19 protein-coding genes are annotated in these 19,972 nt (G+C 69.8%); 9 read left to right on the top strand and 10 right to left on the bottom strand.

The annotated features are described in order from the left end of the window. Positions 1–31 precede the first annotated feature (31 nt). Entirely contained in the window at positions 32–253 is a 222-nt protein-coding gene (locus MTBUT4_RS14940) for an antitoxin MazE family protein (RefSeq protein WP_173980492.1), read from the top strand. A gap of 64 nt (positions 254–317) precedes the next feature. Here the strand turns inward: MTBUT4_RS14940 and MTBUT4_RS14935 are convergent, their stop codons facing one another. Beyond that, positions 318–1,415, bottom strand: coding sequence for a ParA family protein (locus MTBUT4_RS14935; protein ID WP_173980491.1), 1,098 nt, complete (start codon positions 1,413–1,415; stop codon positions 318–320). 148 nt (positions 1,416–1,563) lie between these two features. Here MTBUT4_RS14935 and MTBUT4_RS14930 point away from each other — a divergent pair, with 148 nt between their 5' ends. Both MTBUT4_RS14930 and purB read left to right on the top strand, forming a co-directional pair. Next, positions 1,564–2,028 (top strand): MarR family winged helix-turn-helix transcriptional regulator, encoded by a 465-nt coding sequence (locus tag MTBUT4_RS14930; protein ID WP_173980490.1) that lies wholly within the window; start codon positions 1,564–1,566, stop codon positions 2,026–2,028. Positions 2,029–2,060: 32 nt separating this feature from the next. Beyond that, entirely contained in the window at positions 2,061–3,398 is a 1,338-nt protein-coding gene (purB, locus tag MTBUT4_RS14925) for an adenylosuccinate lyase (RefSeq protein WP_173980489.1), read from the top strand. Here the strand turns inward: purB and MTBUT4_RS14920 are convergent. The 3 genes from MTBUT4_RS14920 to MTBUT4_RS14910 form a co-directional block, all read right to left on the bottom strand. Next, positions 3,395–4,291: a nucleotidyl transferase AbiEii/AbiGii toxin family protein gene (locus tag MTBUT4_RS14920; protein ID WP_173980488.1), complete on the bottom strand. Its 897-nt coding sequence runs from the start codon at positions 4,289–4,291 to the stop codon at positions 3,395–3,397. The two genes, purB and MTBUT4_RS14920, sit on opposite strands and share 4 nt — an antisense overlap. Beyond that, positions 4,284–5,204 carry a hypothetical protein gene (locus MTBUT4_RS14915; RefSeq protein WP_173980487.1) on the bottom strand — a complete coding sequence of 307 codons (921 nt, stop codon included), beginning with the start codon at positions 5,202–5,204 and terminating at the stop codon, positions 4,284–4,286. The genes MTBUT4_RS14920 and MTBUT4_RS14915 overlap by 8 nt, the downstream gene beginning before the upstream one ends. A 203-nt stretch (positions 5,205–5,407) precedes the next feature. Then, positions 5,408–5,734 (bottom strand): DUF1476 domain-containing protein, encoded by a 327-nt coding sequence (locus MTBUT4_RS14910; protein ID WP_173980486.1) that lies wholly within the window; start codon positions 5,732–5,734, stop codon positions 5,408–5,410. 116 nt (positions 5,735–5,850) lie between these two features. On the opposite strand from MTBUT4_RS14910, the gene MTBUT4_RS14905 reads away from it, so the two are divergent. From MTBUT4_RS14905 to purS, 4 genes are all read left to right on the top strand, one after another. Beyond that, entirely contained in the window at positions 5,851–6,606 is a 756-nt protein-coding gene (locus MTBUT4_RS14905) for an NRDE family protein (protein WP_173980485.1), read from the top strand. 78 nt (positions 6,607–6,684) lie between these two features. Then, positions 6,685–8,703 carry a methyl-accepting chemotaxis protein gene (locus MTBUT4_RS14900; RefSeq protein WP_173980484.1) on the top strand — a complete coding sequence of 673 codons (2,019 nt, stop codon included), beginning with the start codon at positions 6,685–6,687 and terminating at the stop codon, positions 8,701–8,703. Between the two features lie 150 nt (positions 8,704–8,853). Further along, positions 8,854–9,618, top strand: a complete 765-nt coding sequence (gene purC, locus MTBUT4_RS14895) for a phosphoribosylaminoimidazolesuccinocarboxamide synthase (RefSeq protein WP_173980483.1) — start codon at positions 8,854–8,856, stop codon at positions 9,616–9,618. Positions 9,619–9,632: 14 nt separating this feature from the next. Next, positions 9,633–9,872, top strand: coding sequence for a phosphoribosylformylglycinamidine synthase subunit PurS (gene purS / locus MTBUT4_RS14890; protein WP_173980482.1), 240 nt, complete (start codon positions 9,633–9,635; stop codon positions 9,870–9,872). Positions 9,873–9,944: 72 nt separating this feature from the next. On the opposite strand, the gene MTBUT4_RS14885 is transcribed toward purS, so the two are convergent. Beyond that, on the bottom strand, positions 9,945–10,313 hold the full coding sequence (locus MTBUT4_RS14885) for a flagellar biosynthesis regulator FlaF (RefSeq protein ID WP_173980481.1): 369 nt from the start codon (positions 10,311–10,313) through the stop codon (positions 9,945–9,947). Position 10,314: 1 nt separating this feature from the next. After that, entirely contained in the window at positions 10,315–11,160 is an 846-nt protein-coding gene (locus MTBUT4_RS14880; RefSeq protein WP_173980480.1) for a flagellin, read from the bottom strand. A gap of 129 nt (positions 11,161–11,289) precedes the next feature. Here MTBUT4_RS14880 and MTBUT4_RS14875 point away from each other — a divergent pair, with 129 nt between their 5' ends. Then, a complete protein-coding gene (locus MTBUT4_RS14875) occupies positions 11,290–11,763 on the top strand; it encodes a hypothetical protein (RefSeq protein ID WP_173980479.1) in 474 nt (157 codons plus the stop codon). Positions 11,764–11,953: 190 nt separating this feature from the next. Here the strand turns inward: MTBUT4_RS14875 and aroC are convergent, their stop codons facing one another. Further along, positions 11,954–13,039 (bottom strand): chorismate synthase, encoded by a 1,086-nt coding sequence (gene aroC / locus MTBUT4_RS14870; protein WP_173980478.1) that lies wholly within the window; start codon positions 13,037–13,039, stop codon positions 11,954–11,956. Positions 13,040–13,044: 5 nt separating this feature from the next. After that, complete coding sequence (gene fabI, locus MTBUT4_RS14865; RefSeq protein WP_173980477.1) at positions 13,045–13,863, bottom strand: enoyl-ACP reductase FabI; 819 nt, start codon at positions 13,861–13,863, stop codon at positions 13,045–13,047. Between the two features lie 114 nt (positions 13,864–13,977). Here fabI and MTBUT4_RS14860 point away from each other — a divergent pair, with 114 nt between their 5' ends. Next, a complete protein-coding gene (locus tag MTBUT4_RS14860; protein WP_173980476.1) occupies positions 13,978–15,252 on the top strand; it encodes a YihY family inner membrane protein in 1,275 nt (424 codons plus the stop codon). Between the two features lie 153 nt (positions 15,253–15,405). Here MTBUT4_RS14860 and MTBUT4_RS14855 read toward each other — a convergent pair whose 3' ends face one another. After that, entirely contained in the window at positions 15,406–17,265 is a 1,860-nt protein-coding gene (locus tag MTBUT4_RS14855) for a YgiQ family radical SAM protein (protein WP_173980537.1), read from the bottom strand. Between the two features lie 32 nt (positions 17,266–17,297). Then, entirely contained in the window at positions 17,298–19,934 is a 2,637-nt protein-coding gene (locus tag MTBUT4_RS14850; protein WP_173980475.1) for a response regulator, read from the bottom strand. Between the last annotated feature and the right edge of the window lie 38 nt (positions 19,935–19,972).

The raw sequence follows: 19,972 nt of genomic DNA, 5'->3' as shown, positions 1-19,972 counted from the left end.
TACATGTAACCGATCCCTGGCGAGGTGACCCATGCCGGCACTGAACGGCGACCGCTCCCGCTCGAAGATGCGCGCATACCGCGAACGCATGCGCGCCAAGGGGTTGCGCCCGGTCCAGGTCTGGGTGCCCGACACCCGCTCGGCGGCCTTCCGCCAGGAGGCCCACCGCCAGTCGGCGGCGGTGGCGGCCAGCGCCTTGGCCGCCGAGGATCAGGCGTTCATCGACGCGGTTTCGGACCTCGGCGCCCCATGAAGCGGGGCGACGTCTGGACGGTGTCGACCGGGCGATGCTGACCTTCCTCGGCCTCGCCTGACGGTCAGACCGGCATCGGCGCCATCGGCCAGACGTTGATGGCCAGGGCCAGGACGTAGCCCAGCACGCCGCCCAGCAGGATCAGCATCATGCCCACCGCCGCCTTCCAGCCCAGGCCGGGGCCCGCCACTTCGTCGAAACCGGCATGCAGATCGGACCAGCCGGGCAGCGGCGGGTCGCCGGGCGGCGGGGCGGCCGGCATCTCGTTGTCGCGGTGGCGATCGCCGCTCTCGGCCCGCCATACGTCGAGCAGGGCCGAGGCCGCCACCCGGTGGCTCCGTTCGGCCTCGTCGTCCTCGCCGGCGGCGGCGACGTGGGCGGCGCGGTTGAGCAGCAGTTCGGCCAGACGGACATAGGCCCGGGCCGGCGGCGAATGCGGTGCGAACACCGTCACCGGGGTGTCGCGGGCGGCGGCGTCGATGACCACGTGGTCGCGCGGCACCATCACCGGCATCACCCGGGCGCCGAATTCGGCGACGATGTCCTCGGCCAGGCGGCGGGTCAGGTCGCCCTCCTCGGTCATGGTCAGCAGGATGTTGATGGTGTGCAGGTCGTGGTTGAAGCGGGTGCGCACCCGGTTGACGTTGAACCAGGCCTTGTGCAGGCCGTCCAGGGAATGGGGGTTGGGGCTGACCGGCATCACCACCATGTCGGCGGCGACCAGGGCGTTGACCGAGACGATGCCGGGGGCCGGCGGACAATCGACGACGATCACCTCGACGCCGTCGGGGACCTTGGCGAAGGCCCGCACCATGGCCGCCTGGCAGTCGTCGTGGGTGGCCAGCTCGATATCGGCCCAGGCCAGCTCGTCCGAGCCGGGAACCATGCGCAGATTGTCGTAGGGCGTCGGCTTCAGGCACTCGTCGAAGGGGGCGCGGGCGGTGATCAGGTGGTAGGCGCCGGTGGGCTGCTGCGGCGCCACGCCGACATTGGTGGTGGCGTTGCTCTGGCTGTCCAGATCGACCAGCACGACGTTGCGTCCCATGGCCGCCATCGCCACCGCCAGATTGACGCTGGTGGTGGTCTTGGCGACGCCGCCCTTCTGGTTGAAGACGGTGATGACAAGGGCGCGGCGGGCCGGCACCTGATCTTCCTCGGACATCCGTACTCCCGCCTGCTGGCGTTGGCGTTATTCTGGCACAATACAGTCCCCGCCCCGGTCCAGACAATCCCGGCAATGCCGACCGGCTTGGAATACCAATGAAATTCCTTGTTGTTGCGCACCGACCCGGGTCATATAATCGCCGCCCATGACCCAGCCCTACTTCGACATCATCCGACTGGTGGAGCGTCTTCACCGCCACTTCCTCGATGTGCTGCGGACCGAGCTGCGCAAGCTCGGCATCGAGGACATCAACGCGGTCCAGGCCCTGCTGCTCTACAATATCGGCGAGAACGAGGTGGTGATCCGCGACCTCAAGGACCGCGGCTACTACCAGGGCTCCAACGTGTCCTACAACATCAAGGCGCTGACCGAGTACGGCTACCTGACGCAGGAGCGCTCGCCCCACGACCGCCGCTCGGTGCGCCTGCGGCTGACCGACAAGGGCCTCGCCCTGTGCACCGACGTGCGCCGCCTGCAGAACGATCTGGCCGCCGCCCTGGGCGCCGGCGACGAGGTGGCCCAGGCCCTGGCGGCGACGGTCGGCACCATGCAGCGCATCGAGCGCACCTGGACCGACTTCATCCATTACGGCCGCACCCGGCCGCTCTGATCCCCGCCCCTCACCCGCCCGAAGGCCGAGCCATGTCCATCGCCCGCTATTCCCGTCCCCAGATGACCGCCATCTGGGACGCCGCCAACAAGTTCCGCGTCTGGTTCGAGATCGAGGCCCATGCCTGCGACGCGCTGGCGGAGCTGGGGGTGATCCCGAAGGACGCGGCGGCGGCGGTGTGGGCCAAGGGCGACCTGCCCTACACGCCCGAGCGCATCGCCCGCATCGACGCCATCGAGGCCGAGACCCGGCACGACGTCATCGCCTTCCTGACCGAGCTGGCCGAGCATGTGGGCGAGCCGGCCCGCTTCATCCACCAGGGCATGACCTCGTCGGACGTGCTCGACACCTGCCTCGCCGTGCAGATGACCCAGGCCGCCGACATCCTGCTGGCCGACATCGACGGCCTGCTGGCGGCGCTGGAAACCCGCGCCTTCGAGTTCAAGGACCTGGTCTGCATGGGCCGCAGCCACGGCATCCATGCCGAGCCGGTGACCATCGGCCTGAAATTCGCCGGCTTCCACGCCGAGTTCCAGCGCGCCAGGATGCGCCTGCTGGCGGCCCGCGCCGACATCGCCACCTGCGCCATCTCGGGCGCCGTCGGCACCTTCGCCAACATCGACCCCCGGGTCGAGGAGCACGTCGCCGCCAAGCTGGGCCTGACCCCCGAGCCGGTCTCGACCCAGGTCATCCCGCGCGACCGCCACGCCCAGTTCTTCGCCACGCTGGGCACCATCGCCAGCTCCATCGAGCGGGTGGCGGTGGAGATCCGCCACATGCAGCGGACCGAGGTGCGCGAGGCCGAGGAATACTTCTCGCCCGGGCAGAAGGGCAGCTCGGCCATGCCGCACAAGCGCAACCCGGTGCTGACCGAGAACCTGACCGGCCTCGCCCGCATGGTGCGCGGCTACGCCGTGCCGGCCTACGAGAACGTGGCGCTGTGGCACGAGCGCGACATCTCGCATTCCTCGGTGGAGCGCTATATCGGCCCCGACGCCACCATCACCCTGGACTTCGCCCTCGCCCGCCTGACCAACGTGGTGGCCAGGCTGGTGGTCTATCCCGACGTGGTCGAGCGCAACCTCAACCAGCTGGGCGGCCTGATCTTCTCGCAGCGCATCCTGCTGGCGCTGACCCAGGCCGGCACCAGCCGCGAGGACGCCTACCGCCTGGTCCAGCGCAACGCCATGCAGGTGTGGGACGCCGCCGGCCAGGGCCGCGAGACCAAGGGCATGTTCCTCGCTTTGCTGAAGGCCGATCCCGAAGTGTCGAAGGCCCTGTCCGCCGCCCAGATCGACGAGATGTTCGACCTCGGCTACCACACCAAGCACGTCGATACCATCTTCAAGCGGGTGTTCGGGCGGGCCTAGGATTCCTTCCACGGAAGCGACCGGTAGAAGGCCTCGACGATTCGGAAGCGGTCGTCGAAATCGGGAAGCTCGCCGATTTCCAGGGCGAGCGAGGCCCATTCCCGCCGCGCTCGCTCCTTCACCTCCTGGGCCGACATCGAGGCGGGCGTCGGTTCGATGGACCGCGCCCGGCATTTCCGGCGCAGCGCTTCGAGGATGCCGGCGCGCAGGGATGCATCCTCGGGCAGCGCCTCGACCAGCAGGGCAATGTCGTAGACGTCCTGGCGCCGCCCCCGGTCGCGGCGCCCGCCGTTGCGCACTTCCTGCTGCAAAAGGGCGCGCATCTTCTCGGCGATCATGTCGATCAGCGAGTAGGCCATGACGGTGGTACCATCAGGGACCAGCCTGAGCACCTGCGCGGAAAAGACCGGCTCGTTGAAGCTGATATCGACTTGGACCGCATCCGCGCACTGCCCCCGCTGCAGATGCGCCTCCTGCGGCGATCCCCGGCGGGCGTAGCCGATCCTCATCTGCAGGGCCGGCGCCTGCATGGCGGCGAAGCCGTCCTTGCGCGGCCTGTATTTCACCGACTGGACCTTCAGCACCAGGTCGGCATAGCCCAGGCGCGCGGCGGCACGCGGCAGGGTTCGGTCGAAGCTGTTCCGCAGCCGGCCGGCGACGTCGTCCGCGGCTGCGAAGGTCACGCTGAAATCCATGTCGGCGGTCTGCCGCGGGCTGTCGAAGGCCATCCCCATGAGGGTTCCCCCCTTCAGCAGCATGGACTCCTGAAGCTCCGGCGCCAAGGCGATGGCGTTCAGAATGATCTCCGCCGCCTGTCGTTCCAGGAACAGGACGGGATCAGGCTCCGCCCTCCCGACCCAGCCGGCGATGTCGATGTCCCGGGTCTCAGACATTGGTCGAAATCATCCAGCGGGCGGAGTAGCTGGGCGCGTAGGGCTTCGAGGGATCGAGCAGGCGCGAGCCGCCGCGCTGGGCTAGTTTCGCCCAGGTGTCCACCCTCGGGTCGGCAATGCCCAGGAGGTCCTCGATCACGTAGCCGGCCCTGACCTTGACGATCGCCAGCGGATGGCGGTCGACGGCCGAGATGATCTCGTCGAGATAGATGGCGGCATGCTGCCCCCAAATCTCCAGCACATGGGCCATGCCGCCGCACAGATCGGGCTCCGCCAGGGTATCGGCGAAGGTCTGGCCGATGGTGGTGATGCGGGCATGACAACCGCGCAGAGCGACCGATTCCACCGGATGGGACGGCTGCGACAGGTGCAGCTTGCGGCGGCGCACCACCTTGGGGTGGCTGACCAGCGGCAGCGGCATGGCGAAGGCCTGCGGCGGCAGGGGCTCCGAAGCATCCAGACGCATACGCTCGGCCAGCAACGGCCGCGCGATGGCCGCCGCCGGCCGTGACAGCAGCAGCGCCTGCGGCCGGCGGTCAGTCAGGCCATAGCGCTGCAAGGCCGAGAGATGCGAGACGCAAACCAACGGATCGACAAGGCAGCAGACCTCATCGGCCGGTGGGTCAGCCAGATCCAGCAGCCGATAGGCGCGATGCCCGTAATTGACGTCGGGACCAAGTACCCGCGCATCAAGAAGATTGCGGCGCAGACGGTTGTAGGAATCGGGATCGGGGGCGTCGGAGCGCAGATACAGCCGCTGCCCGGAGGCATAGACGCGGCGCATCTCGAGCAGCAGGCCATACGGCGTGACGACGGGAAGGCCGGACGCGCGCAGCCGATCCGCCAACGCCTCGCCGGCCCGCGTCAGGTGCTCCGATCGTCCATACGCCGCCGGGAAAAGCCGCTCCGCCATGCCGTTCGTGTCACCCGTGGTGTAACCGTCCTAAGGACGGTTACACCACGGGTGACATTGATGTCAAGCACGCCACTCAATGGCCTTCAGCGGCTGCCTTCGCCTGCGTCTCAATGTTAAACGTCCTTAGGACGTTTAACATTGAGACGCAGTTTGGTCAAGATGGCCATGCGCGTCACGCCGCTCGGCTGTGCCCGCCCCGCCTATTTCCGGTATTCGGCGACGATCTGCTCGCGCGCCACTTCGTGAAGGAGCTGCAATTCGCGCTGGACGGTCTTTTCGTCCACCGCCACGCCCTGGGCGGCGAAGTCGCGCACAACCTTGTGGCTGGCGTCGTGGTCGGGCTCGGTGAATTCGGCGTCCACAACCGACAGCGCATAGGCCTTGGCAGCGTCGCCCTCGAGACCCAGTTTCTCGGCAGCCCACAGGCCCAGCAGCTTGTCGCGCCGCACGTTGATCTTGAACTGGGTTTCCTGGTCCATCCGGTACTTCGCCTCGAACGCTTTCTCGCGGTCGTCGAAGATCGTCATGGCACCCTTCCTCACCTTTAGTTCCACTGATGCAAAGTGGTTGTCGTTGAACCGGCCCGCCAATGCGGCGATGGTGTTATAGCCGCCCGGAGCCATCGCCGAAACGGATTTCTTGCATGTGCACCTTCCTCATCCTGCGTCGCCCCGGCCATGCCTGGCCGGTGCTGATCGCCGCCAACCGCGACGAGATGGCCGGGCGCCCGTGGCTGCCCCCCGGACGCCACTGGCCGGACCGCGCCGAGGTGGTGGCCGGGCGCGATGTGCTGGCCGGCGGGTCGTGGCTGGGGCTGAACGATCATGGCATGGCGGCCGCCATCCTCAACCGCGTCGGCACGCTGGGTCCGGCCGCCGGCAAGCGCTCGCGCGGGGAACTGGTGCTCGAGGCGCTCGACCACGCCGACGCCGCCGATGCCGCGGCGGCGCTGTCCGGGCTGGACGGGCGCGCGTACCGGCCGTTCAACCTGGTGATCGCCGACAACCGCGACGCCTTCTGGATCCGCGCCGATGGCGGCGCCCGGGTGACCGCGGCTCCGGTCCCCGCGGGCCTGCACATGCTGACCGCGCTGGATCTGGACGATCCGGCCAGCGCCCGGGTGGCGGCCTACCTGCCGCGCTTCGCCGCCGCGCGGGTGCCCGATCCGGCGGCGGCGGACTGGGCCGAATGGGCGGCGCTGATGGCCGATGGCGGGCCGGCCGCAAGCGATGGCGGCGAGGAGAAGGCGGCCATGTGCTTCACCCGTGCCGACGGCTTCGGAACGGTGTCGTCGTCGCTGATCGCCCTGCCCGCCCCCGGCCCCGATTCCGCCCCAACATGGCTGTTCGCGGCCGCCCGGCCGGACCGGGCCAGCCATGCCCCCGTTGCATTGCAATAGGGCCACCGAACGGGATTGGCAGCTTCCCCCTTTGCCCCTACGATGCGCCGGTCAATTCGGTTTCGGAGGGAGAGACCCATGTCGCTGCGCGGTCTCATTCTTGGCGGGTTTGCAGGAAGCATCGCTGTCATCCTGGCCCTGGCGGCACTGACCGTCCTGTCCATCCAGCGCCAGGCGGAGCCGCTTGCCGACGTCTCCAGCCGGGCCGACCACGTGGCCAATTACAGCATCCCGCTGCTGATCGCCCTGCGCGACGTCCGCGACGACATCATCCAGGTCCAACAGTTCCTGTCCGACGCCGCCGCCACCGGCGACGCCGATGCGGTGGCCGAGGCCGAGGAACGGGCCAAGAGCTTCGTCAACCACATCGACACCGCCAAGAGCCTGGCCGAGCAGATGAAGCTGGAGGAGGCCTTCAACCTGCTGGAACGCATCGAGGGCGTGTTCCCGCCCTATCTGCGCGCCGGCAAGGCCATGGTCGAGGCCTACAATGCCGGCGGCCGCGCCGCCGGCAATCCCCGCATGGTGAATTTCGACGAGCTGGCGACCATCCTCTACGACCGCCTCGAGGAACTGAACGTCCAGATCAACGACCTGACCTGGGCCGAGATGGGCGAATTGCTGGGCCGGGTCTCCGACGTGCGCTCGGCCAACGACGCCCTGCGCACCACCATGATCCTCGCCACCACCCTTGCCGCCCTGAGCGCCCTGGCCATCGCCGGCGCCATCGGCTGGCATGTCAGCCGCAGCCTGACCGCCCTGCGCAGGGACGTCGACGACACCATGGCCGAGCGCCACCACGTGCCGCTTCGGGTATCGCCCGAACGCAAAGACGAGCTTGGCCCCATCGCCAGCGCGCTGGTGGTGTTCCGCCGCCACGCCGCCGAGGTCGTCACCATGGCGGCCGAGCGCGAGCGCATGGCCGCCGAGGCCGAGAAGCACCGCCTGGCGGCCCTGCTGGCCATGGCCGATTCGGTCGAGATCGAGACCGCCGCGGCGGTCGAGAAGGTGGGCGCCGAGGGCCAGCGCATCGCCGCCACCGCCGCCGCCATGGCCACCTCGGCGGTCAGTGTCGGCGAGTATTCGCGCACCGTCGCCGGCGCCGCCGAGCAGGCGCTGGCCAATGCCCAGACGGTAGCCGGCGCCGCCGAGGAACTGTCGGCCTCGATCCGCGAGATCGCCTCGCGGGTGGATTCGTCCACCCACATGGTCGAGACGGTGGTCGGCATGGGCAGCCGCACCGGCGCCACCGTCGACGAACTGACCCAGGCCATGTCCCGCATCGGCGATGTCGCCGAGTTGATCGCCGACATCGCGCGGCGCACCCACATGCTGGCGCTCAACGCCACCATCGAGGCGCAGCGCGCCGGCGTGGCCGGCCGCGGCTTCGCCGTGGTTGCCGAGGAGGTCAAGCACCTGGCCGAGCAGACCGGGAAGTCCACCGAGGAGATCACCCGCCAGATCCAGCAGCTGCGCCACGTCGGCAACCAGGTGGCGGCCGAGATCGACGAGATGCTGCGCTCGTTCACCGAGGTATCGGCGGTGTCCAGCTCCATCGCCGCGGCGGTGCAGGAGCAGGAGGCGGCGACCCAGGAGATCGTGCGCAACGTGGTCGAGACCAGCGACGCCGCCCGCGAGGTCTCGGAGCGCATCGCCTCGGTGGCCGAGGAAGCCGCATCGACCGGCCAGCGCGCCACCGAGGTCAACAGCCTGCTCGAATCCATGGCGCACGAGGTCGCCGGCCTGCGCCGGGTGCTCAACGCCGCCGTGCGCACTGCCACGCCCGAGGTCAACCGCCGCCGCAACCCGCGCATCCCGCTCGATGCCGGGGCCAGCATCAATGCCGGCAACGACACCATCGCCGCCCGCATGGTCGACATCTCGCTGTGCGGCGGCCAGCTCGAGCTGTCCGACGACGAGGAGGTGGCACCCAACGGCCGGCTGCACGTGGATGGCCTGGCGGTCGCCGTGCCCTTCCACGTGGTGGAGATGGCCGACAACCGCGCCCGCCTGCGGTTCGACGAATCGGCGGTGGACGCCGCCGCCCTGGCGCGCTTCATCGCCGACCGCGAGCGCGGCCGCCGCGCCGCGGCGTGATGCTCTTCCCCACAATCGGGGCGGGCGAATAGGACGGGGGATATGCCTTCCCCCGTCACCCCAATTGTATGGCCGGCCCGTCCCTGCTATATGAACCGACACTTCTCTCCCGGCGCGCGGGATGCGCGCGCCCCATCCGGATGTTTCCCCATGGCCAGACGCAGACAGATTTACGAGGGCAAGGCCAAGGTCCTGTTCGAGGGCCCAGAGCCCGGCACCCTTGTCCAGTACTTCAAGGACGACGCCACGGCCTTCAACAACAAGAAGAAGGGCACCATCACCGGCAAGGGCGTGCTGAACAACCGGATCAGCGAATACCTGATGCTGAAGCTGGGCGAGATCGGCATCCCGACCCATTTCGTGCGCCGCCTCAACATGCGCGAGCAGCTGGTGCGCGAGGTCGAGATCATCCCGCTGGAAGTGGTGGTGCGCAACATCTCGGCCGGCTCGCTGGCCCAGCGCTTCGGCCTGTCGGAAGGCACGCCGCTGCCGCGCTCCATCGTCGAGTACTACTTCAAGTCCGACGCCCTGGGCGACCCCATGGTGTCGGAAGAGCACATCACCGCCTTCGGCTGGGCCACCACCCAGGACCTGGACGAGATCATGAGCCTGTCGCTGCGGGTCAACGACTTCCTGTCCGGCCTGTTCCTCGGCATCGGCATCCGGGTGGTCGATTTCAAGCTGGAATTCGGCCGCCTCTACAACGGCGACGACATGCAGATCGTGCTGGCCGACGAGATCAGCCCCGACAATTGCCGCCTGTGGGACCTCAAGACCGGCGAGAAGATGGACAAGGACCGCTTCCGCCGCGATCTCGGCAATGTCGAGGAAGCCTACCAGGAAGTGGCCCGCCGCCTCGGCATCCTGCCCGAGGGCGGCCCGCGGGACCTGAAGGGTCCCGCCACCATGCAGTAGACGGGAGAGACGACGTGAAGGCCAAGGTTCATATCACCCTCAAGACCGGCGTCCTCGACCCCCAGGGCAAGGCGGTGCAGCACGCTTTGGGTTCGCTCGGCTTCGACGGCGTGCGCGACGTGCGCCAGGGCAAGTTCATCGAGCTGGACATCGCCGAGCCCGACAAGGCGAAGGCCCGCGAGGTTGTCGAGCAGATGTGCCGCCAGCTGCTGGCCAACACGGTGATCGAGAACTATTCCATCGAACTGGAATAGCGCCTCCCCCACCGCCACGACGAAAGGGCCGGCCCATGCCGGCCCTTTTTTCGTTGGGCCGCCCGAGTTGCCCTATTCCATCAGCCCCGCCGCCACCTGGCGGTCGATGTCGATGAGCGGGCGGAGGTCGGCCGGGGCGCCGCTGGCCATGGCGCGCAGGGTCAGGTGCTCGACGCTGCGGGCCAGCCTGGCCAGGTTGGCCTTCAGCGCCTCGGGCAGGCGGTTGTCGGTCAGCGCGATTTCGCCCTCCACCACCGTCCACAGGGTCTGGTTGCGCCTGAGCACCGCTTCCAGGCGGCGGCGATCCACCGGTTCGCGGCAGCATTCCTCCAACGCGTTGGCGACCCGGGTGAAGGCCAGCGCCTCGGCCTGGCGCGGCGGCAACGCCGAACGCTGGCTGCGGTCATAGGCGAGGTAGGGCGAGACCGGCCGGCGGGGCACGTCAGAACAGCGCCAGCACCGAGCCTTCACCGCGTTGCGAGATGGCGTGCGCGGTGGTGGCGAGTTGCTGGCGGGTCTGCAGGGCGATCAGCCCCACCGCCTCCTGGTTGACGTCGGCGGTGCTGATGGTGGCGGCGCCCTCGAGGGCGACGGACGACAGGTCCTCGTTGTACTCCGCCCGCGCCGTCAGGATCGAGATGTTGCTCCCCAACGACGCCTGCACCGACGCCACCTGCGCCTTAGCCGAATCGACCTCGGCGATCAGGGTGTTCAGCGCGTTGGCGGCCACCGCCTCGTTGGCGTCGGTAATTCCGGTGCCGTTGGTCGCCGCCGCTGCCACCCCCAGCCCGGTGGAGCCGAGATCCTGGGGCGCCACCGTCAGCCCGGCGGTGCCGCTGCCCTGGTACGGCACCGAAAGGGTCGAGCCGTTGGCCGACAGCAGGTTGACGCCGTTGTAGCTGGTGTCGGCGGCCAGCAGGTCGATCTGCTGGCGCAGGGCGTTGATCTGCGCCGCCGCCTCGCCGCGGGCGGTGGGGTCGGAATTGGCCAGCGCCGACACCGCCACGCCCTTGATCCGGTCCAGCAGCTTGTCGATGCCGGCCGCGCCGGCCACGGCGGCATTGATGGCCGAGACGCCCTGGTTGACCTGGTCGCGCGCCGAGGCCAGATCGCTGGCCTTGGCGACCAGCGAGGTGCTGGAGAAATAGGCCACCGGCCCGTCCAGCGCCTGGTTCACCCGCTTGCCGGTGGCGAGCGCGCGCTGCCGCGCCGCCACCGAGGTGGCGGTCTGCTGCAGCGCCGTCAGGTTGGTCCGGGCCAGCGCCGAAAGGGTGATCTCATCCGCCATGGCGAACGACCTGCGTTCGGATGTTCCGGCCAATCATAGCATGATCGGCCGGCCACGCACAATTTGCCGGGAGTTGACGCCCGCCCGCCCGCTGCCTATGCTCCGCCGCCTCGCGCTACCGGTGGGACCATGCCTCCACTTGCCCGACTTCTGGCCGCCCTGCTGTTGTCCATCGCCCTTCCGGCGGCGGCCGCCGACGCGCCGCGCCAGATCGCCCAACTGCCGCTGCTGCCGCTGCCGCCGGGAACCCACAACGACATCCTGGCGCTGGTGCGGGTGCACTGGCGGCCCTATTTCGAGACCGCCGACGCCAATGCCTTCGACCGCTCGGCGCTGCGGGTCGGGCGCCTCGACCTCAACGGCGACGGCCGCGCCGAGCTGGCGGTGATGATCGCCAAGCCGGAATGGGAGGCCGAGCAGGGCCAGCCCTTCGTGCTCGCCACCTGGACCGCCAGGGGCTGGCTGGCGGTCGGCTGGGGCTGGGGCGACGAGGACACGGTGTTCGCCACCGAGGAAAGCGCGAGGGGCTGGCTCACCGTCGATACCGGCACCCAGCTGCTGCGCTGGGACGGCAAGGAATACCGGCGCTACGGCAAGGAGTGAATGACTCCCCCCCCCCTTGCGGGCGAAGCCCGCCCTCTAACAATGCGTGCTTCGCACGCGGGGGAGGGTCGGGGTGGGGGGCGAACCGCGTCGGCATTGTCGCGGAACTCACCCCACCCCCAACCCCTCCCCATCAAGGGGAGGGGAGAAAAGCTGGACGCCCTCCCCCCTCGCGGGGGAGGGGCTAAAGTCAGCCGCACTGCCCGCGGTGGCGCAGCAGGTGGTCGGCCAGGGTCACCGCCATCATCGCCTCGGCCACCGGGACGGCGCGGATGGCGACGCAGGGGTCGTGGCGGCCCTTGGTCGCCACCTCGACGTCGTTGCCGGCGCGATCGACGCTCTTGCGCGGGATCAGAATCGAGCTGGTGGGCTTGACCGCCAGGCGCACCACGATGTCCTGCCCGGTGGACAGCCCACCCAGGATGCCGCCGGCATTGTTGGACAGGAACCGCACATGCCCGCCCTCGCCCATGCGCATCTCGTCGGCGTTGTCCTCGCCCGAGAGCTGGGCGGCGAGGAAGCCGGCGCCGATCTCGACGCCCTTGACCGCGTTGATGCCCATCATCGCCTTGGCCAGATCGGCGTCCAGCTTGTCGTAGACCGGCGCCCCCAGCCCCGGCGGCACGCCGGCGGCCACCACCTCGACGATGCCCCCCGTCGACGAGCCGGCCTTGCGCACGCCGTCGAGGAACGCCTCCCACCGCGGCACCGAGCCGGCATCGGGGCACCAGAACGGATTGGCGAGGGTCTGGTCCCAGTCCCACATGGCCGGGTCGATGGCGTTGGGACCCATCTGCACCATGGCGCCGCGGATCACCACGCCGCCGGGGACAAGGTGATTGAGCACCACCCGGGCGACGGCACCGGCCGCCACCCGCATGGCGGTCTCGCGCGCCGAGGACCGCCCGCCGCCGCGATGGTCGCGGATGCCGTATTTCTGCTCGTAGACCCAGTCGGCGTGGCCGGGCCGGTAGGTGTTTTGGATGTCGCCGTAATCCTTCGAGCGCTGGTCGGCGTTCTCGATCAGCAGGCCGATGGGCGTGCCGGTGGTGCGGCCCTCGAACACCCCCGACAGGATGCGCACCTCGTCGGCCTCGCGGCGCTGGGTGACGAAGCGGTTCTGCCCGGGCTTGCGCCGGTCGAGGAAGGGCTGGATGTCGGCTTCCGACAGCGGCAGCCGCGGCGGCACCCCGTCGATGACGCAGCCGATGGCCGGCCCGTGGCTCTCGCCGAAGGTGGTGAAGCGGAACAGCTGCCCGAAGCCGTTGCCGGACACCGGCGTCAGTCCTTGGCGACGGTGATGTCGGGGGCGTCCACCGCCTTCATGCCGACCACATGGTAGCCGGAATCCACATGGTGGCACTCGCCGGTGACGCCCGAGGAGAGATCCGACAGCAGATAGAGGCCGGAGCCGCCGACGTCGTCCAGGCTGGTGTTGCGCTTCAGCGGGCTGTTGTACTCGTTCCACTTGAGGATGTAGCGGAAGTCGCCGATGCCCGAGGCCGCCAGGGTCTTCATCGGCCCCGCCGACATGGCGTTGACGCGGATGCCCTGGCCGCCCAGGTCCACCGCCAGATAGCGCACGCTGGCCTCCAGCGCCGCCTTGGCGACGCCCATGACGTTGTAGTGGGGCATCACCCGCTCGGCGCCCAGATAGGTGAGGGTCAGCAGCGAGCCGCCGTCGGGCATCATGGCCGAGGCCAGCTTCGCCACCTGGGTGAAGGAGAAGACCGAGATGTGCATGGTCTTCAGGAAATTGTCCAGGGTGGTGTCGGCGTAGCGGCCGCGCAGCTGTTCCTTGTCGGAATAGCCGATGGCGTGGACCACGAAGTCCAACTTGCCCCAGGTCTCGCGCAGCACGTCGAACACCTTTTCGGTCGAGGCCTCGTCCGAGACGTCGCAGGGCAGCACGATGCTGGAGCCGGCCTCGGCGGCCAGCGGCCGCACCCGCTTCTCCAGCGCCTCGCCCTGGTAGGTGAAGGCCAGCTCGGCGCCCTGGGCGCGCACCGCCTTGGCGATGCCCCAGGCGATGGAGCGGTCGTTGGCGACGCCCATGATCAGGCCCTTCTTGCCGGCCATCAGGGGGGTGGGGGCTGTCATGCGTTGCTCTCCGGAAGTATGAACACTCTTGGCCGCATCGCGGGCGGGCGGCATCCTACACGATGTGGCGCACGGGGCAAAGGCGGTGACGCCGGATTGTTACAGGAGGGGGCGATGAATCACGGGGCGGTGTTGCGGGCCAGGGCGCGGCGGCTGGGCGGCCTGATGCGCTACGTGGCGCGGCGGTACAAGTCCGACGGCGCCTCGCGCATGGCGGCCTCGCTGTCCTATACCTCGCTGCTGTCGCTGGTGCCCCTGATGGCCATCGCGCTGGCCATGCTGGCCGCCTTCCCGGTCTTCGACGGCATCCGCGGCCAGCTGACCAGTTGGGTGTTCGCCAATTTCGTGCCGGCGGTGGGCGAGGCGGTGCAGACCCAGGTGGCCCGCTTCATCGCCAATGCCGGCAAGCTGACGGCGGCCGGCATCGTCGGCCTGGCCTTCACCGCCATCATGCTGCTGGTCACCATCGAGGGCGCCTTCAACGCCGTCTTCCGGGTGGCGCGGGCGCGGTCGGTGATGTCCAAGCTGCTGGTCTACTGGACGGTGCTGACCCTGGGGCCGCTGCTGATCGGCGCCTCGCTGTCGCTGCATGGCTATTTCACCGCCATGGCCAAGCTGCAGATTGGAAGCTCCACCTCCGCCCTGCTGGCGACGCCGCTGCCCACCGTGCTGGCCATCGCCGCCTTCACCGTGCTGTTCGCCGCGATCCCCAACCGCCAGGTGCGCATCAAGGACGCGCTGGCCGGCGCGGTGGTGGCGGGGGTGCTGTTCGCGGTGCTGCGCTGGGGCTTCACCGTCTACGTCACCAGTTCGGGCGCCTATGCCAGCCTGTACGGCGCCGTCGCGGTGGTGCCGATCTTCCTGTTGTGGATGTTCCTGTCCTGGGCGGTGGTGCTGATGGGGGCCGAGGTCACCGCCGCCCTGCCGGAATGGCGGGCGGGCTATCACGAGGCCGGGACCCGGGCGTCGGGGGCGCGGCGGCTGACCCTGGCGCTGGAGGTGCTGGCGCTGCTGCTGGCGGCGGCCAGGGACGGGCGCCCGGGCCTGGGCCGGCGCGACCTGCTGGCCGCCTGCGCGGTGCCCGAGCGCGACCTCCAGGCGGTGCTGCGCCGCCTCACCACCACCGGATTCGTCGCCCCCACCTCGGGCAAGAGCCACCTGCTGGCCCGGGACCTGGACTCGGTCACCCTGCACGATCTGGCGGCGGCGCTGGACCTGGACCTGGCCCTCGACGACGCCGTCGCCACCACCGCCCGCTGGCGGCCCAAGGCCGAGACCCTGATCGGCGATGCCCGCAGGGCCGCCACCGAGGCGCTGGCGATGCCGCTGAAGGAGGTGCTGGCGGTGGACGAATTGAACGGATCGGCTCCATCGGTAACCTCATCCTGAGGAGAGCGCGCGGCACTCGTCTCGAAGGATGGGGCGGGCCAAGGATTTGCGACGGCGGGGGTGCGACGGACCTCGCCCTTCGAGACGGCCGCTGGCGCGGCCTCCTCAGGGTGAGGCCCGAATGATGCCGGGCGACCGTGGGTGTTGCGGGTTTCAGCCGCGCCGCATTCCTCCCGCCGGGACCAACTGGTGCTTGCCCGGGCCGATCAGGTCGGCGCGCCCCATGCGTTTCAGCGCCTCGCGCAGGATGGGCCAGTTCTCGGGGTCGTGCCAGCGCAGGAAGGCCTTGTGCAGGCGGCGCCGGCGCTCGCCCTTGGGCACCTCCACCCGGGGTCCGGCGCGGCGCACCGGGCGGACCGGGTCGAGGCCGGAATGATACATGGCGGTGGCCAGCGACATGGGCGACGGCAGGAAGGTCTGCACCTGGTCCGGCTTGAAGCCGTTGCGCTTCAGCCACAGCGCCAGGTTCAGCATGTCCTGATCGCTGGTGCCGGGATGGGCGGCGATGAAATAGGGGATCAGGTAGAGCTGCTTGCCGGCCGCCGCCGCCGCCGCGTCGAACATGGCGCGGAAGCGCTCGAAGCTGGCGATGCCGGGCTTGAGCATGTGCGACAGCGGCCCCGGTTCGGTATGCTCGGGGGCGATTTTCAGATAGCCGCCGACATGGTGGCTGACCAGCTCGCGCACGTAGTCGGGCGAGCGCACCGCCAGGTCGTAGCGCACCCCCGAGCCGATGGCCACCCGCTTGACCCCCGGCACCGCCCGGGCCTTGCGGTAGAGGGCGACCAGCGGGCCGTGGTCGGTCTCCAGGGTCTTGCAGATGTCGGGATAGACGCAGGAGGGGCGGCGGCACACCCGCTGCACCTCGGGCTCGCGGCAGTTCAGCCGCCACATGTTGGCGGTGGGACCGCCGAGGTCGGAGATGGTGCCGGTGAAGCCCTTGGTGCGGTCGCGCACCGCCTCGATCTCGCGCAGGATCGAGGCCTCCGAGCGGCTCTGGATCACCCGCCCCTCGTGCTCGGTGATGGAGCAGAAGGAACAGCCGCCGAAGCAGCCGCGCATGATCGAGATGGAGAAGCGGATCATCTCCCAGGCCGGGATGCGGGCCTCGCCATAGCTGGGATGCGGGGCGCGGGCATAGGGCAGCTCGTAGACGGCGTCCAGTTCGGGGGTGGTCAGCGGCTCGGGCGGCGGGTTCAGCCACAGCTCGCGGTCGCCGTGGCGCTGCACCAGCGGGCGGGCGTTGCCGGGATTGCTCTCCTGGTGCAGCACCCGGCTGGCCTGGGCGTAGAGCACCGGATCGGCCGCCACCTGCTCGTAGGACGGCAGCCGCACCACCTGGCGGGCGGCACGCGGGCGGTGGCCCGGCGAGGACTCGTCCACGGCGGACAGATCGACCTCGTCCCAGTGCTCGGGCAGGCGCGGCAGCATCAGGGCGGTGCCGCGGATGTCGGCCATGGCCTTCGGGGCCTGGCCGGCGGCGGCGCGCCGCGCGATCTCCACCACCGCCCGCTCGGCGTTGCCGTAGACCAGCAGATCGGCCTTGGCATCGGGCAGCACCGAGCGGCGCACCTTGTCCGACCAGTAATCGTAATGGGCGATGCGGCGCAAGGATGCCTCGATGCCGCCGAGGACCACCGGAACGTCCTTGAACGCCTCGCGGCAGCGCTGGGCGTAGACCAGCAGCGCCCGGTCCGGCCGCCGTCCGCCCTCGCCGCCGGGGGTGTAGGAATCGTCCGAGCGGATGCGCCGCTCCGAGGTGTAGCGGTTGACCATGGAATCCATGTTGCCGCCGGTGACCCCGAAGAACAGGCGCGGGCGGCCCAGGGCGGCGAAGGCGGCGGCGGAGGTCCAGTCGGGCTGGGCGATGATGCCGACGCGGAAACCCTCGGCCTCCAGCACCCGGCCGATGACCGCCATGCCGAAGCTGGGATGGTCCACATAGGCGTCGCCGGTGACCAGCACCACGTCGCAGGCGTCCCACCCCAGCGCCGCCATCTCGGCCGGCGACATGGGCAGAAACGGGGCCGCCGTCCCTCCGGCGCTCACGCCTCGGCCTCGGCCGGAGCCCAGCGGGCCAGGGCGGCGGCCAGGGTCTGGCGGCGCACCGGCTTGGCCAGGTAATCGTCCATGCCTGCCGACAGGCAGCGCTCGCGGTCGCCCTCCATGGCGTTGGCGGTCATGGCGATGATCGGCACCTTCGCCACCGCGCCCGGCAGCGAGCGGATCAGCGAGGTCGCCTCGTAGCCGTCCATGTCCGGCAGCTGAACGTCCATCAGCACGATGTCGTAGCCGCCGCGGCAGGCCATGGCGACGCCGTCGGCGGCGTCGCCGGCGACGTCGGTGCGATGCCCCAGCGCGGTCAGGATGCCCACCGCCACCTCCTGGTTCACCGGATTGTCCTCGACCAGCAGGATGGTCAGCGGGCGCACCGGTGCAATCTCCTCGTCGGCCTTGGCCGGGCGCGCCGACGCGCCCTCCATGCGGCCGGCGAGGCGGCGGGCGAGCTCGCGCGGGTGCACCGGCTTGGGCACCGTATCCACCCCCGGCAGGCGGGCCAGCGCCTCCTTGGCCCAGGCCTCCGAGGTCCCTTCCAGCAGCACCGCGCGGACGTCGCGCAAGGTCGGGTCGGCCTTGGCCATCACCACCAGATCGAGGCCGCTGACCAGCTGCAACCCCTGATCGGCGACCAGGGCGGTGAACACCCCCTCGCCCTTGGCGGCGCCGCGCAGCGCCTCCAGCGCCGTGGTGGCGGAAAGGGCGGTGGCGGTGGCGGCGCCGAAGCGGGCCAGACCGTCGGCCAGCCACTCGGCCACCCGGGGATCGTCATGGACCACCAGCACGCGGCGGCCGGTCAGGAGGGCGGGCGGCGGCGGCACCACGTCGTCGGTGGCGGCCAGCTTCAGGCGGAACCAGAACGCGCTGCCTTCGCCCTCGCGGCTGGAGAAGCCGATCTCGCCGCCCATGGCCTCGACCAGGTGGCGCGAGATGGCCAGGCCCAGGCCGGTGCCGCCGAAGCGGCGCGAGGTCGAGGAATCGGCCTGGCTGAACTTCTGGAACAGGCGGGCCTGGGCGTCGGGCGAGATGCCGATGCCGGTGTCCTCGACCGTCACCACCAGTTGGCCGTCCTCCATCCCGGCGGTCAGCGTCACGGCGCCCAGCTCGGTGAACTTCACCGCGTTGCCCAGCAGGTTGAGCAGGATCTGGCGGATGCGCACGGAATCGCCGACGAACACCCGGTCGGCCTCGGGAGCCACCCGGTAGATGAGATCGACGTCCTTGCCGCGCAGGCGCGGCCCGACGATGTCCACCGCGCCCTCGACCAGGGATTCGAGGCCGAACGGAGCGGGGTGGATGTCCAGGTGGCCCGCCTCCATCTTCGAATAGTCGAGGATGTCGTTGATGATGGTGAGCAGCGAATCGGCCGAGGCGCGGATGGTGTCGCACATGCGCCGCTGCTCGCCGTCCAGATGGGTGTCGAGCAGCAGGTCGGTCATGCCGACGATGCCGTTCATGGGCGTGCGGATCTCGTGGCTCATGGTGGCCAGGAATTCCGACTTCATGCGGGTGGCCGATTCCGCCTCGTCCTTGGCGGCCACCAGCATTTCCTGGGCGCGGTGGCGCTCGGTGACGTCGCTGATGCCGACCAGCAGCACGTCCTGGCGATCGAGTGACACCGCCGAGGCCGACACCATGCCCCAGAAGGTGGTGCCGTCGCCGCGGCGGAACAGCATCTCGTGGTCGCGGACATGGCCCGCCGCCGCCGCCGCCAGGAAGGCGCCGGCATCGGCCTCGTTTTCGGCCACCAGCGCGGTGAAGGCGCAGCCCACCGGGTCGGCGAAGACGGTCTCGCGCAGCAGCAGGTTGGCATAGGCCAGAGCGTTGTCGGGCCGGTGCACGATGGCGATCATCACCGGCATGGCCTCGATGATGGCGCGCAGGCGCTCCTCGCTGTCGCGCACCGCCCGCTCGGCGGCCTTCTCCGTCTCCAGCCGGCGGACCTGCTCGGCGTTGTCGTGGAAAACCGACAGGGCACGGGCCATGTCGCCGATCTCGTCGCGACGGTGAAGCCCCGGGATTTCCGCGATGGCCTCGCCGCGGGCCAGGCGCAGCATGGTGCCGGTGATGGCCGACAGCGGCCGGGTCAGGCTGCGGAAGGTGATGGCGATGACCACCGTCAGCAGGCTGAAGACGACGGCCAGGAGCACGGAGCCGGCGATGATGCTGCGGCGGGTCTCCGCCTCGACCTTGGTGGACACCGCCGCCACCATGATGCGCCCGACCTGGACCTCGTCGCCGCCACCGCGATGGATGATGGTGCGCTCGGCGATGATGCTCGGGTCCGCCAGGGCGGTCCGATCGGCCTGGAAGCCGGCCACCCGCACGTCCTCGGAATCGACCACCAGCACCGCCGAGATGTCTGGGTCGGCCTCCAGCGCCCCGATCTGGCTGGCGACAAGTTCGAAATCGTAGTCGAACAGCGGCCGCGCCAGCCCGGCCGCCATCAGGTCGGCAATGCGCTCGACCCGGCTCTGCAATTCGTCCAGGCGTTTTGCCCGGGCATCGACCAGAAGGGCTCCGCCCAGCGCCAGCGCGGCGATGAAGATGAACCCCAGCAGGGCCAGCAGGACCCGGCTGGCCAAGGGCAGCAGGCGGTCGGGACGGATGGAGGCGTCGGTCATGTCGCACCCTTGCCTTGAACGGCCCCTGCCGGATGATA

Source organism: Magnetospirillum sp. UT-4 (genome assembly GCF_902729435.1).
Taxonomy (GTDB): Bacteria; Pseudomonadota; Alphaproteobacteria; order Rhodospirillales; family Magnetospirillaceae; genus Magnetospirillum.
This window is presented reverse-complemented; position numbering and strand designations above follow the sequence as displayed.

What these genes read in the sequence shown, in the direction of transcription:
- MTBUT4_RS14940 (WP_173980492.1), top strand. Translation starts at nt 32, where the DNA reads ATGCCGGCACTGAACGGCGACCGCTCCCGCTCGAAGATGCGCGCATAC.
- MTBUT4_RS14935 (WP_173980491.1), bottom strand. Translation starts at nt 1,415, where the DNA reads ATGTCCGAGGAAGATCAGGTGCCGGCCCGCCGCGCCCTTGTCATCACC.
- MTBUT4_RS14930 (WP_173980490.1), top strand. Translation starts at nt 1,564, where the DNA reads ATGACCCAGCCCTACTTCGACATCATCCGACTGGTGGAGCGTCTTCAC.
- purB (WP_173980489.1), top strand. Translation starts at nt 2,061, where the DNA reads ATGTCCATCGCCCGCTATTCCCGTCCCCAGATGACCGCCATCTGGGAC.
- MTBUT4_RS14920 (WP_173980488.1), bottom strand. Translation starts at nt 4,291, where the DNA reads ATGTCTGAGACCCGGGACATCGACATCGCCGGCTGGGTCGGGAGGGCG.
- MTBUT4_RS14915 (WP_173980487.1), bottom strand. Translation starts at nt 5,204, where the DNA reads ATGGCGGAGCGGCTTTTCCCGGCGGCGTATGGACGATCGGAGCACCTG.
- MTBUT4_RS14910 (WP_173980486.1), bottom strand. Translation starts at nt 5,734, where the DNA reads ATGACGATCTTCGACGACCGCGAGAAAGCGTTCGAGGCGAAGTACCGG.
- MTBUT4_RS14905 (WP_173980485.1), top strand. Translation starts at nt 5,851, where the DNA reads ATGTGCACCTTCCTCATCCTGCGTCGCCCCGGCCATGCCTGGCCGGTG.
- MTBUT4_RS14900 (WP_173980484.1), top strand. Translation starts at nt 6,685, where the DNA reads ATGTCGCTGCGCGGTCTCATTCTTGGCGGGTTTGCAGGAAGCATCGCT.
- purC (WP_173980483.1), top strand. Translation starts at nt 8,854, where the DNA reads ATGGCCAGACGCAGACAGATTTACGAGGGCAAGGCCAAGGTCCTGTTC.
- MTBUT4_RS14880 (WP_173980480.1), bottom strand. Translation starts at nt 11,160, where the DNA reads ATGGCGGATGAGATCACCCTTTCGGCGCTGGCCCGGACCAACCTGACG.
- MTBUT4_RS14875 (WP_173980479.1), top strand. Translation starts at nt 11,290, where the DNA reads ATGCCTCCACTTGCCCGACTTCTGGCCGCCCTGCTGTTGTCCATCGCC.
- fabI (WP_173980477.1), bottom strand. Translation starts at nt 13,863, where the DNA reads ATGACAGCCCCCACCCCCCTGATGGCCGGCAAGAAGGGCCTGATCATG.
- MTBUT4_RS14860 (WP_173980476.1), top strand. Translation starts at nt 13,978, where the DNA reads ATGAATCACGGGGCGGTGTTGCGGGCCAGGGCGCGGCGGCTGGGCGGC.
- MTBUT4_RS14855 (WP_173980537.1), bottom strand. Translation starts at nt 17,265, where the DNA reads ATGTCGCCGGCCGAGATGGCGGCGCTGGGGTGGGACGCCTGCGACGTG.
- MTBUT4_RS14850 (WP_173980475.1), bottom strand. Translation starts at nt 19,934, where the DNA reads ATGACCGACGCCTCCATCCGTCCCGACCGCCTGCTGCCCTTGGCCAGC.